Annotated in this window: 10 protein-coding genes; 2 read left to right on the forward strand and 8 right to left on the reverse strand. The window is 71.7% G+C overall.

What is annotated here, in order from left to right; translation table 11 throughout:
• Positions 1 to 5: 5 nt before the first annotated feature.
• Entirely contained in the window at positions 6 to 467 is a 462-nt protein-coding gene (locus ACIRPU_RS16055; RefSeq protein ID WP_403867073.1) for a GNAT family N-acetyltransferase, read from the reverse strand.
• Positions 468 to 619: 152 nt separating this feature from the next.
• On the opposite strand from ACIRPU_RS16055, the gene ACIRPU_RS16060 reads away from it, so the two are divergent.
• Positions 620 to 1,696, forward strand: coding sequence for a lytic polysaccharide monooxygenase (locus ACIRPU_RS16060; protein ID WP_403867076.1), 1,077 nt, complete (start codon positions 620 to 622; stop codon positions 1,694 to 1,696).
• Between the two features lie 83 nt (positions 1,697 to 1,779).
• On the opposite strand, the gene ACIRPU_RS16065 is transcribed toward ACIRPU_RS16060, so the two are convergent.
• Positions 1,780 to 2,649, reverse strand: a complete 870-nt coding sequence (locus ACIRPU_RS16065; RefSeq protein WP_403867079.1) for an esterase/lipase family protein — start codon at positions 2,647 to 2,649, stop codon at positions 1,780 to 1,782.
• Between the two features lie 172 nt (positions 2,650 to 2,821).
• On the reverse strand, positions 2,822 to 3,265 hold the full coding sequence (locus ACIRPU_RS16070; protein ID WP_403867081.1) for a MarR family winged helix-turn-helix transcriptional regulator: 444 nt from the start codon (positions 3,263 to 3,265) through the stop codon (positions 2,822 to 2,824).
• Between the two features lie 135 nt (positions 3,266 to 3,400).
• Between ACIRPU_RS16070 and ACIRPU_RS16075 the strand changes: the two genes are divergently transcribed.
• The gene (locus ACIRPU_RS16075; RefSeq protein ID WP_384114452.1) at positions 3,401 to 3,775 is read left to right on the forward strand and encodes a cupin domain-containing protein; all 375 of its coding nucleotides are present in this window, start codon (positions 3,401 to 3,403) and stop codon (positions 3,773 to 3,775) included.
• Between the two features lie 22 nt (positions 3,776 to 3,797).
• On the opposite strand, the gene ACIRPU_RS16080 is transcribed toward ACIRPU_RS16075, so the two are convergent.
• The 5 genes from ACIRPU_RS16080 to ACIRPU_RS16100 form a co-directional block, all read right to left on the reverse strand.
• Complete coding sequence (locus ACIRPU_RS16080; RefSeq protein WP_403867084.1) at positions 3,798 to 4,766, reverse strand: DNA polymerase thumb domain-containing protein; 969 nt, start codon at positions 4,764 to 4,766, stop codon at positions 3,798 to 3,800.
• Positions 4,763 to 8,416 (reverse strand): DNA polymerase III subunit alpha, encoded by a 3,654-nt coding sequence (locus ACIRPU_RS16085; protein WP_403867087.1) that lies wholly within the window; start codon positions 8,414 to 8,416, stop codon positions 4,763 to 4,765. The genes ACIRPU_RS16080 and ACIRPU_RS16085 overlap by 4 nt, the downstream gene beginning before the upstream one ends.
• Before the next feature lie 257 nt (positions 8,417 to 8,673).
• On the reverse strand, positions 8,674 to 9,756 hold the full coding sequence (locus ACIRPU_RS16090; protein WP_403867089.1) for a S1 family peptidase: 1,083 nt from the start codon (positions 9,754 to 9,756) through the stop codon (positions 8,674 to 8,676).
• 247 nt (positions 9,757 to 10,003) lie between these two features.
• A complete protein-coding gene (locus tag ACIRPU_RS16095; protein WP_403867092.1) occupies positions 10,004 to 10,849 on the reverse strand; it encodes a slipin family protein in 846 nt (281 codons plus the stop codon).
• 138 nt (positions 10,850 to 10,987) lie between these two features.
• The gene (locus ACIRPU_RS16100; protein ID WP_355704980.1) at positions 10,988 to 11,896 is read right to left on the reverse strand and encodes a S1 family peptidase; all 909 of its coding nucleotides are present in this window, start codon (positions 11,894 to 11,896) and stop codon (positions 10,988 to 10,990) included.
• Between the last annotated feature and the right edge of the window lie 111 nt (positions 11,897 to 12,007).

Here is a 12,007-nt window from a genome sequence, read left to right on the forward strand (position 1 = left end):
CGCGTTCAGTCGAGCCGCTTGCGGTAGTGAACGCGGTCGTACGGTCCGTCCACACGGCGCTCCACGACCACGTAGCCGTACTTCGGATAGATCTCCTGGTTCTCCCACATCATCGCGTTCGTGTAGAGCCTGACTTCGGGCAGGCCCAGCGCACGCGCGTGTGCCTCGACGAAGTGCAGCAGCCGCCGCCCGACGCCCCTTCCGTGGGCGTCGGGACGGACGGCGATACTGTCGAGGAACAGGTGGTCGGTGAACGCCTCGACCACCACGAGGCCGGCCACCCCGTCGGCGAGCGGGTCGCCGGTCACGAACACCTTGCCCGCGGCCACGTTCGCCGCGTGGTCCGCCTCCATGGGCTGCGGAACCCGCCCGATGCGTTCGATGTAGTGCGTGTACGCCGCGTCCGTCACGGCCTTCACGGCTGGTACGTCGGCCGCCGTGGCGGGCCGGATCTCCTCGCTCGTCATGCCCTGGACGTTACCTACCTGATCCCCGTCTCAGCGCTGCCTTAAGGCGACCCTAAAGATCGCCACGGACCGTCCCGAGCAGGCGATTTCGCGGTTTCTTGGTTCCGGCGCACATCACGCCACCGCCTGTTCCGGTTCCGAGGAGTTCCCCCATGCCCGCACGCCGCAAGGCCGCCGCCGTCGCCTTCGCCGCCTCCGTCGGGCTGATCCCGCCGGCCCTGACCGTGCTGGCCGCCGCGCCCGCCGCCGCGCACGGGTCGATGGGCGATCCGGTCAGCCGGGTCGCCCAGTGCTACGCGGAAGGCCCGGAGAGCCCCAGGTCGGACGCGTGCAGGGCCGCGGTCGCGGCGGGCGGGACCCAGGCGCTGTACGACTGGAACGGGATCCGCGTCGGCGACGCGAACGGCCGCCACCAGGAGCTGATCCCGGACGGCAGGCTGTGCAGCGCGAACAACGACGAGTTCAAGGGCCTGGACCTGGCCCGCGCCGACTGGCCGGCGACGAGCGTCAGCAGCGGCCCGTACACCTTCAAGTACCGGGTGACCGCCCCGCACAAGGGCACCTTCAAGGTCTACCTCACCCAGGCCGGTTACGACCCCGCCGGGCCGCTGGCCTGGTCCGACCTCGACCTCGAGCACCCGGTCGCGACGGCCACCGACCCGGTCGCGACGGGCGGCTTCTACACCTTCTCCGGAACCCTGCCCGAGCGTTCCGGCAAGCAGCTGTTGTATGCGATCTGGCAGCGCTCGGACAGCCCGGAGGCCTTCTACTCCTGCTCGGACGTGACGTTCGGGGGAACCGGCACGGGAACGGGCACAGGAGCCGGAACGGGCACAGGATCCGGAACGGGCGCGGGAGCGGGGGCCGGTACCGCGCCCTCCGCCTCCGCGCCCTCCGAGGAGCAGATCGAGGACGGCGCCGACAAGTCGACGATCGAGCACCACGGTCACGGGGACGACGACGCCACCACGACGACGGACCCGACCACCGACCCGACGAGCGACCCGACGAGCGGGGCGTCCGCCACGGCCGGGTCGCCCGCCTCGGCCAACGAGCCGAGGGCGGCGGGTGCCGGATCGGGTACGGGCGAGAACCTCGCGGAGACCGGCGGCGACGGCAGCGCCCCGTATCTCGCGGTCGGCGGCGCGGCCGTCCTCGCGCTGGGCGCGGCGCTGCTGTTCGGCTCGGTGCACAGGCGGGCGGTGAGCCGCGGACGCCACGGCCGCTGAGCCGCCGTCCCCTTCAGTACTCCGGGGCCTGACCGGCGGCTCAGGTCGGACAGGCCCCGGCGGAACACCTGCGCGTCAGCGTGTCAGCTGAAGACGGACGCGCAGGTGGTGGCGGTGGCACGGGCCGGATCGAGCGCGTTGGCCACCTCGTGGAAGGCGATCCGGTCGAACAGACCGATCGCCAGGTGCTCGGAGAGGTCCACCGGGCACAGGTCCTGGAGCAGGACGTTGTGCACGTCGGATCCGCTGAGGTACTGGGTGCGCCACGGCGTGACCACTTCGTCGTACTTGGTGGCGATGACGGTGTAACGGACGCCGGCGACGGTGTCGCCGCCCGCGTTGAGCTTGGTGAGGAAGGCCGATCCGGCGACCTGGTCGGCGAGGCCGGGGGTGGCTGCCGACAGCAGGTCCTCGGCGCCCGGGAAGTAGGGCAGCAGGTTGGCGAGTCCGCTCAGTGTGGTGCCGTGGTTGTCGGGGGCGATGCCGACGAGCGCGTTGACCTTGGCGGCTCCGCCGAGGAACTTCAGGTAGTAGCGGGGCATCAGGCCGCCCTGCGAGTGTCCGACGAGGTCGGCCTCGGCGGCGCCGGTCGCGGCGAGCACCTTGTCGACGAAGGTGGAGAGCTGCGCGGCCGACGTGTCGATGGGGCCGAGGCCGTTGAAGAGCGGGACGCCCGGGAGTTGGCCGTAGTCGACGGAGAAGACGCAGTATCCGCGGACCGTGAGGTAGGGGGCGAGGGCCAGCCAGTTGTCGACCGAGTTGCCGAAGGTGCCGTGCACGAGGACGACGGGGCGGGGGTGGGCGGCGGAGGGCTTGCAGTGGTAGTCGTTCCAGCCACTCGCCGAGGCGGTGGCGGCGGAGTCGGCGTGGGCCGCGGCGGCGGGGACGGTGGCGGCCGCGGCGGCCAGCAGCAGAGCGGCGAGTGGTCTGAGCGCGCGTTTCCAGGGCAGCATCGGGTGATCTCCTTGCGGCTCAAGGGAGGATGCGAGGCCTTACGCCCTGTGACCCGGATCACGAGGATGCTGTTCACTCGTCAAGTTACGGGCGAGTAGCTGAACTGTGAAGTTACGCGTCAGTAAAAACTTCCAGTGATAGCCGCGGTCGCCCGGGATCACTGATATGCCGTCACCAAGCGGGCCGAATGGGGCCATGGGGTGCGATACGCGACAACTGGTCGCGCAGAACGCGCACTTCACCCTCGCCGAGCACGGCGACCCACGCCCGCACCGCCTCGGCGGCCGCCTCCTCCGCCGCCCTGATGCACTCCCAGCCGCGCTCGGTGAGCACGATCAACCGGGCCCGCGCGTCCTCGGGGTGCGGCCGGCGTTCGACATACCCCTTCCGCACGAGCTCCTCGACGAGCTGGCTCGCCGCCTGCTTGGTGACCCCGAGGTGGACGCCCAGCTCGGTGACCGTGGCGCCGCCCGGGGCGAGCCGGGTGAAGGCGAAACCGTGGGCGGGCCGCACCTCGAACCCGCGGGCGACCACGCCGTCGTTGATGCGCTGGGTGAGGTCACCGGCGGCGGCGAGCAGGGCGGCGCTCAGGGCAAGGGCTTCGGAGTTCTGCACCTCCGCATTGAAACATTCTTGACAGATTGGTCAAGCAGCTTGACCATAGGGGCAGATGGTCAAGCTGCTTGACCATCTTCGCGCGTGCGTCCAGCAGCGTCGTGCCTCAGAAGCCGAAACCGACAGGAGACACCCATGCCCGTCATCCGTTCGTCCGACGCCGTCACCCACGAGATCCACGGCGCCCGCTTCGTCTCGTACGCCACTCCCCTCACCGGCAGCAAGGAGCTGTGCGCCTGGAGGGGCGAGATTCCCCCCGGGACGAAGGCTCCCGCGCACACCGTCAACCGGGAGGAGATCTTCCATCTGCTCGTCGGCGAGCTGATCCTGACGCTCGACGGCAGCGCCGAGCGGATCAGCGCCGGAGACACCGTGATCGTCAATCCGGGGGCGACCCTGGCCGTCGAGAACCCGACCGATCACACCGCGCTCTCCTGGGTCACCACGTCCATCGGCCTGGAGGCGGAGCTGGCCGACGGGACCCGGATCACTCCCCCGTGGGCCAACTGACCTCGCCCCGGCCGCCGTTCCGTCACGCCGCCAGCGTCCCGGGCTTCAGCGCGCCCGGCCCGAACTTCGCCCGCACCCGGTCGGCCACCTCCTCGATCCGGCGGACCTTCTCGTCCACGGGATCGAAGGTGAGCTGGTGGGAGGCCTGGTCCGCCGGGCCGAGAGCCTCGGCGCGCAGGACGATCGCGCGGACCCTGGCGCGCTGGAGGCCGAGCGCCTCGTACAGGCCGTACGCCGTTCTCGTCAGAGCCGCCGAGCGCGCGGTCGGCTCCCCGAGGGTGCGGCTGCGGGTGGTGGAGGAGAGGTCGGCGTAGCGCACGGTGAGGGTCAGGGTGCGGCAGACCTTCTCCACGGCACGCAGCCGGGCGCCCAGTTCCCCGGCGGCCGAGAGGAGCGCGCGGCGATGCCGGTCGGGGTCCAACTCGTCGCGCCCGAAGGGGCGTTCGGTGGCCAGTGATCGGGACACGGCGTTCGGCACGACCCGGCCGCGGTCGACGCCGTTCGCCTTCTCGTGCAGTTCCCGGCCCGCCTTCGCGCCGACCAGGCGCTGGAGCGTGGACAGGGGTGCGGCGGCGACCCGGCCGAGGGTGTCGAGGCCGTACTCGCACAGGGTGCGGGCGGTCGCCTTGCCGACACCGGGCAGCGCGACGACCGGCTTCTCGGCGAGGAACTCCCGCACCCCGCCCTCGGGGACCGCGCACGTCACCCCGGGCCGGGCGCCCCGCAGCGCCATGCGGGCCGACATCGGGCCGGGCCCCGCGCCGATCACGCAGTCGACCCCGTGCAGCGCGAGCGCGCGCACCCTGATCACCGACGCCAGCTCGACCGCGCTGCGCCCGAAGTACCGTTCGGCGCCGCGCAGATCGGCCAGCGCCCCGTCCGGCGGCAACGCCTCGACGACCGGCGTGAACTCCTCCAGCAACCCGAGCAGCGCCGGCAGGGCGGTCTCGTCCGTCGAAGGCAGCTGGAAACGTACGCAGAGGATGGTCATCCCGCACTCCCCGGACTCTGGTGCCACAACTTCCTTCCCACCGCGGGCCCTTCGCCCGCGGGGCGCAGATCGGCCCAGGGGTGCATCTCGTACCCCGTGGACATGCGGATGCGACGCTGTTCGCCCGCGTCCTGGGCGGCCGAGCCCGCCGGCGCGGGCAGCCCGTCCGAACCGGCGAGCCGGCTACGCGCCGGGCCGTCGGCGCCCGCGGCGGGGGAGCCCGCGTCGGGGGTGTCCTTGTCGGGGGTGTCCCCGCCGGGGGCGCCACCGGGGTCGGCCAGCCGGGCCGCGACCCCTTCCAGCCCCTCGTCCCGGCGCACCTCCAGCAGTTCGGCGAGGTTCCAGGCGGCGGCGCCCACCACGCTGAGGCTGCGCGGGCCGCGCCGCTGCACCACCCCGCGCACCAGCAGCAGCCAGGAGTGGAAGACGGTGTGCGCGCAGGCGTCGTGGGAGTCGTCGAAGAAGGCGAGGTCGACCAGGCCGGCGCCGTCGTCCAGGGTGGTGAAGATGACCCGCTTGCCGGACCGGATCGGCGGGGTCTGGGTGGCCGCCTTGGCGCCCGCCACGAGGACCGTCTCGCCGTGCCGGGTCTCGCGCAGCCGGCGCGCCGACACCACGCCCAGTTCGTCGAGGAAGCTCCGGTGGTCGTCCATCAGATGGCGCGAGGCGTCCATGGACAGCACGCCCAGTTCGGCACTGAGCTTCTCGGCGGAGGACAGGTCCGGCAGTCCGGCCGGGTCGGTCTTCCGGCCGCCCGCCAGGGGGAGTTGGCCACCGCCCGCGCCCCGGGCGCCCCGGTGCAGTTCGGTCAGGTGCAGTTGCAGATCACGCCGGTTGGCGCCGAACGCGTCCAGCGCGCCGACCTGCGCGAGCCGCGCGGCGAGCGGACGGCTCGGCCGCGCCCGTTCCCAGAAGTCCAGCAGCGAGGCGTACGGCTGCCCGTCCGCGATGCGTGCCGCCTCGGCCTCGGTGATGCCGTGCACGTCGGAGAGGGCGAGCCGCAGTCCCCAGACTCCTGAACCGGATGGACCAGCCCCTGTACCGGGTGAATCCGACCCTGAACCGGACGGGCCAGACCCTGTGCCTGGTGAATCAGCCCCTGAACCGGATGGGCCAGACCCTGAATCAGACACCAGTTCGATACGGTGGGCGACCGCCGACCTGTTCACGTCCAACGGCAGTACCGGCACCCCCCGCCGCCGCGCGTCCGCCAGCAGCAGCCGCTTCGGGTACATCCCGGGGTCGTGGGTGAGCAACCCGGCGTAGAAGGCGGCCGGGTGGTGCGCCTTCAGCCACGCCGACTGGTAGGTCGGCACGGCGAAGGCGACCGCGTGCGCCTTGCAGAAGCCGTACGAGCCGAACGCCTCGATGATCTCCCAGGTCCGCTGAATCGTTTCTGCGTCATATCCGCCGGCCGCCGCGTGCTGCGCGAACCACACCTTGATCCGCCCCTGCGACTCGGGGTCCGACAGCCCGCGCCGGACCCGGTCCGCCTCACCGCGCCCGCAGCCGGTCATGATGGCGACGATGTCGATGATCTGCTCGTGGAAGACGACGACCCCGTAGGTGTCCCGCAGCGGCTCCGCCAGATCCGGATGCGGATACCGGACCGGCGCCCGCCCGTGCCGCGCCTCGATGAACGGCCGCACCATGTCGGCGGCGACCGGCCCGGGCCGGAAGAGGGAGATGTCGACGACGAGATCGTGGAAGGTGGCAGGCTGGAGCCGCCCCACCAGGTCCCGCTGCCCCGGCGACTCGATCTGGAAGCACCCCAGCGTCTCGGTGGACCGGATGAGCCGGTAGGTCGCCGGATCGCCGCCCTTCAGCGTGTCCAGGTCGATCCGCTCCCCCGTCGCCCGCGCCACCTCGCCCACCGCGTGCGCCATCGCCGACTGCATCCGCACGCCCAGCACGTCCAGCTTGAGCAGCCCGAGGTCCTCGACGTCGTCCTTGTCGAACTGGGCCATGGGGAACCCCTCGCCGCTGGTCGGCATGACCGGCGTACGGGAGAGCAGGGAGGCGTCGGAGAGGAGCACCCCGCACGGATGCATGGCGACTCCGCGCGGGAGGGCGTCGAGGGACTCGACCAGCTCCCAGAGCCGCCCGTACCTCTCCTTCTCCTCCGCCAGCGACCTGAGTTCGGGCAGTTCCTCCAGCGCCGCCCGGGCGTCGCGCGCCCGGATGTGCGGGAAGGACTTGGCGATGCGGTCGATGTCGGCCGGGTCCATGGACAGGGCCGCGCCGACGTCCCGGATGGCGTGGCGGACCCGGTAGGTCTCCGGCATCGCGACCGTCGCGACCCGCTTGGTGCCGAACCGGCCGATGATCGCCCGGTAGACCTCCAGCCGGCGCGCGGACTCCACGTCGATGTCGATGTCGGGCAGCACGACCCGCTCCTTGGACAGGAAGCGCTCCATCAGCAGCCCGTGCTCGACGGGGTCGGCGTTCGCGATGCCGAGCAGGTGGTTCACCAGCGAGCCCGCGCCGGAGCCGCGGGCCGCGACCCGGATGCCCATCCCCCGCACGTCGTCCACGACCTGAGCGACCGTCAGGAAGTACGAGGCGAAGCCGTGGTGGGCGATGATGTCCAGCTCCCGGTGCATCCGCTCCCAGTAGGCGCGCTTCCCGGAGTGCCCGCGCAGCACCATCCCGGCCGCCGCCCGGGAGGCCAGCGTGCGCTGGGCGGTGCGGCGGCCCGCGCCGACGAGGTGCGGCTCGGGGAAGTGGACGGCGCCCATGCCGAGGTCGTCCTCGGGGTCGACCAGGCACTCGGCGGCCGTCGCCCGCGTCTGTTCCAGCAGGTGGTACGCGGTGTCGCGCCGATAGCCCGCGGCCTCGACGATCCGTTCGGCCGCGCCCAGCATCGCGCCCGCGTCCTTGAGCCAGGCCTCCCCCGAGTCCAGTCCCTTCGCCGGGTCGACGGGGACCAGCCGACGGGCGGCGTCCAGGACGTCCGCGACCGGGCCCTGACCGGGATCGGCGTACCGGACGGCGTTGCTGAGGACGGGCCGGATCCGCTGTTCGGCGGCGAAGCCGACGGTGCGGGCGGCCAGCCGCAGGGAACCGGGCCCGGTACCGGTGCGCCCGTGCCAGACGGCCTCCAGCCGCAGGGCGTCGCCGTACACCTCCCGCCAGGGGGCGAGGAGCTTCGCCGCGCGGTCCGGTCGGCCCGCGGCGAGCGCGCGGCCGACGTCGGAGGCGGGACCGAGCAGGACGGTCAGGCCGGAGCCGTGATTCCCGGCCCAGGGCAGCGACGGGGCGCCCTCGCCCTCGTGCGCGGCCGTGACGATCCTGCACAGGTCGCCCCAACCCCGGGCGCCGTCGCGGGCGAGGAAGGTGACACGGGGTGCCGACTCGTCGATGAAGGCGCCGCCGCGCACGGGGGTACGGCGCCTGTCCCGTCGTACGGACGCGTCGCCCTGCGGCCGCTCGGGGGGCGCCACCGACAGGTCCACCCCGAACAGCGGGCGCACACCCGCCTTCGCGCAGGCCTTGGCGAAGCGGACCGTGCCGGCGAGGGTGTCGCGGTCGGTGAGGGCGAGGGCGTCCATCCCCCGCTCCGAGGCGCGCTCGGCCAGCCGCTCCGGGTGCGAGGCGCCGTAGCGCAGGGAGAACCCGGAGACGGTGTGCAGATGTGTGAACCCCGACATCCGCACCTCCCACTAATCGAACATCAGTTCCCTACTCGCTCACCCCCACCATAGACCAATTCCCGAACGTCTGTACGACAACCGTTCGGACGCCTCCCACCTGCGGAAACACCCCGTACCCCGGACTGCGGGGACATGACACCGACCACCGGCGCCGACGCGTCCTGCGGCCCCCGACGACTCCTCGACGCAGGAAGTCCCGCCCCTCTCGTGCGGGGCGGGACTTCGGCTGCCCAGAGGGCTGCGCTACGGGACCGTCAGCCGATCTGCGTCCCCGTCGCCGACAGCGCCTCCGTCACCGGCTGGAAGAACGTCTCCCCGCCGGAGGTGCAGTCGCCGCTGCCGCCCGAGGTCAGGCCGACGGCGCTGCTGCCCGAGAAGAGGGAGCCGCCGCTGTCGCCGGGCTCGGCGCAGACGTCGGTCTGGACGAGGCCGTTGACGATGTCGCCGTTGCCGTAGTTCACCGTGGCGTCCAGGCCGGTGACCGTGCCGGAGTGGACCTGGGTGGTCGAGCCGCTGCGGGTGACCTTCATGCCGACGGTGGCCTCGGCGGCGCCGGTGATCTGCTGGGCCGAGCCGTTGTAGAGGTCGACCTCGCTCGGGTGGTCGACCTCGGCGGTGTACTTGACCAGGCCGTAGTCGTTGTCCGGGAAGCTGGACACCTCGTTGGCGCCGATCTGGGCGCCGGAGGAGTCCGACCAGGTGGAGATGGCGTCGGTGCAGTGCCCGGCGGTCAGGAAGTACGGCTCGCCGCCCTTGACCACGTTGAAGCCGAGGGAGCAGCGTCCGGTGCCGCCGGTGATGGCGTCGCCGCCGGCGATGAAGGGTTTGAACTCCCCCTTGGTGCGCTGGAGTTCGGCCACCTGGCCGAGCCCGTCGACGACCTTGGCGAGCTTGGCCCACTCGGCGTCGGAGACGGTGCGGTCGGCGGTGACGACGACCTTGTTGGTGGTCGGGTCGGTCACCCAGGCGGTGCCCGGGACGGACGCGTCCGCCGTGAGCGTCGTACGGGCGCCGGTCAGTTCGGCGAGGGAGTTCTCGACGATTCTGGCCTTGGCGCCGGCCGCCTCGACGGTCTTCGCGGCGACCGCGTCGAGAACGTTCACCACGAGGCTCTTGCTCTTCGCGTCGTAGTACGTGCCCGCCGCGTCGGCGCCGAGGTCCTGGCCGAGGGTCGAGGCGAGCTTTCCGGCCGCGAGGGCCGAGAGGGGGGCGGGCTGCGAGGTCTTCGCAGGCTCACTGGCGTTCGCAGTCTGGAAGGTGACTCCGGCTGCGACGAGCGCGGCGATACCCGCACCCGTCATGACCATCCGCCGCCCGGGTATGCGTCGGTGCTTCAACTCGCGTCCTCCTGTGGGGGGGGCGGCCCGGGCGGTTATGGGGACAGCGCCGGGCCGGAAGGCTGGTTGACGGGCGCTCACTCTTCCGAACCGCACAGGGAGCACACAAGGTCGACTTCAGGACGCGCACAGGGTGGACACCGCGCGCCCTCCGCGCCTCCACCACTCCGGGCCATGCCTTGGCCACCACAGGAGAATTCGCACTGCAAACGCTACGCGTGAGTAATCACTTACACGGCGATGAGGTCTAGTCCTGGCCGGAACCCGACTCCGCTCCGGGCGGCGGAGGTGTGGAGGTCGTCGGGGGTGTGGAGGTCGTCGGAGGAAGCGGTTGCTGCTGGGCCCGCTCCAGGAACCTCAGCAGCTCCACCGGGAACGGCAGGACGAGGGTGGAGTTCTTCTCGGCGGCGACCGCCACCACCGTCTGGAGCAGCCGCAGCTGGAGCGCGGCGGGCTGCTCGGACATCTCCTTCGCCGCCTCGGCGAGCTTCTTCGACGCCTGGAGCTCGGCGTCGGCGTTGATGATCCGGGCCCGCCGCTCACGGTCGGCCTCGGCCTGCCGGGCCATCGACCGCTTCATCGTCTCGGGCAGGGAGACATCCTTGATCTCCACCCGGTCGATGGTGACGCCCCACTCCACGGCAGGGCTGTCGATCATCAACTCCAGTCCCTGGTTCAGCTTCTCGCGGTCGGACAGCAGATCGTCCAGATCGCTCTTGCCGATGATCGAACGCAGCGAGGTCTGCGCCATCTGCGAGACGGCGAACCGGTAGTCCTCCACCCGGACGACCGCCTCGGCCGGCGAGGTCACCTTGAAGTAGACGACGGCGTCCACGCGCACGGTGACGTTGTCCCGGGTGATGCCCTCCTGTCCGGGCACCGGCATCGTGACGATCTGCATGTTGACCTTCCGGAGCCGGTCGACGCCCGGAAGGATCAGGGTGAGCCCGGGGCCGCGCACCTCGGGCCGGAGTTTCCCGAGCCGGAAGACCAGGCCCCGCTCGTACTGCTTGACGACCCGCGCCGCCGCCGCCGCGTACACCGCTCCGGCGGACACCAGCGCGACGCCCGCCACCACCAGCTCCTCGACCATGGCCGGCCCCCAAGGGTCCACCGCACTGCCCGCGCATCACTGCCTGTACTCCGACGGTAACCCCGCCCTCCGGCAAGAGCGAGCCCCCGCACGCCGGTTGCGTACGGGGGCTCGCCCCTCACCTGTGGAGCGGGATCGTCAGCCGACGCTCACGCCGTAGTAGCTCAGCGCCTCGGTGACAGGCTGGAAGAAGGTCGTGCCGCCGGAGGTGCAGTTGCCGCTGCCGCCCGAGGTCAGACCGTAGGCCACGGTGCCCCCGTACAGGGGACCGCCGCTGTCGCCGCCCTCGGCGCAGACCGTGGTCTGGATCATGCCGTAGACGACGTCACCGCTGCCGTAGTTGACGGTGGCGTTCAGCGCGGTGACGCGGCCGCTGTGGGTGCCCGTGGTGGAACCGCGGCGGTAGACCGTGGTGCCCACGCTCGGGGTGGCCGCACTGGTGATGGACTGGCTGCCGACCGAGCTCGGGTGCGCGACCGACGTGTTGGTGTACCGCACCAGGGCGAAGTCGTTGGTCGGGAAGCTGTAACTGACGTTCGTGCCCAGCGTCGAGGACTGGCCCGAGTTGGAGTACCAGGTGGAGGCGACCTCGCCGCAGTGGCCGGCGGTCAGGAAGTAGTAGGTGCTCCCGCTGTGCACATTGAAGCCGAGCGAGCAGCGGTAGCCGCCGCCGTAGATGGCGTCGCCACCGGTGATCAGCTTCTTGAACTGGCCCGGGGTGCGCTTGACCGTGATGGCGCCGGCGTTGTCACCCGCCTGCTCCTTGATCTTCGCGATCTCGGCCTGCGAGACGGTGCTGTCGGCGGTGAGGACGACACGGTTGGTCTTGCTGTCGACCGCCCAGGCGGTGCCCGGGATGTCCGCCTGGAGCACCGAGTCGCCGGCGCTCTTGAGTTCGGCGGTGCTGAAGGTGGCGGTGTCGGCCGCGCTTGCGTGGGGGATGGCGATGGCGGCGGCGGCCATGAGGCCGGTGGCGACGGCGGTCAGCCGGGTCCGTCTCGAGACACCGCTCGTGGGGGTGGTGGGGGTGGTGCGCTTGATCCTCACGTTTCGTTCCCTCCCAGGGGAAGTCGGGGGCCCGTCGTGTGGGGTCGGGGCCCGTGAGGCGCAGCCAGGGACCGACGTGCGTCCGGATTGCGGACACGTCGTGACCCTGAC

Source organism: Streptomyces sp. NPDC102259, from assembly GCF_044766465.1.
Lineage (GTDB): Bacteria > Actinomycetota > Actinomycetes > Streptomycetales > Streptomycetaceae > Streptomyces.

Excerpts from the sequence above, each read along its gene's own strand:
- ACIRPU_RS16055 (WP_403867073.1), bottom strand. The coding sequence starts at position 467 with ATGACGAGCGAGGAGATCCGGCCCGCCACGGCGGCCGACGTACCAGCC.
- ACIRPU_RS16060 (WP_403867076.1), top strand. The coding sequence starts at position 620 with ATGCCCGCACGCCGCAAGGCCGCCGCCGTCGCCTTCGCCGCCTCCGTC.
- ACIRPU_RS16065 (WP_403867079.1), bottom strand. The coding sequence starts at position 2,649 with ATGCTGCCCTGGAAACGCGCGCTCAGACCACTCGCCGCTCTGCTGCTG.
- ACIRPU_RS16075 (WP_384114452.1), top strand. The coding sequence starts at position 3,401 with ATGCCCGTCATCCGTTCGTCCGACGCCGTCACCCACGAGATCCACGGC.
- ACIRPU_RS16080 (WP_403867084.1), bottom strand. The coding sequence starts at position 4,766 with ATGACCATCCTCTGCGTACGTTTCCAGCTGCCTTCGACGGACGAGACC.
- ACIRPU_RS16085 (WP_403867087.1), bottom strand. The coding sequence starts at position 8,416 with ATGTCGGGGTTCACACATCTGCACACCGTCTCCGGGTTCTCCCTGCGC.
- ACIRPU_RS16095 (WP_403867092.1), bottom strand. The coding sequence starts at position 10,849 with ATGGTCGAGGAGCTGGTGGTGGCGGGCGTCGCGCTGGTGTCCGCCGGA.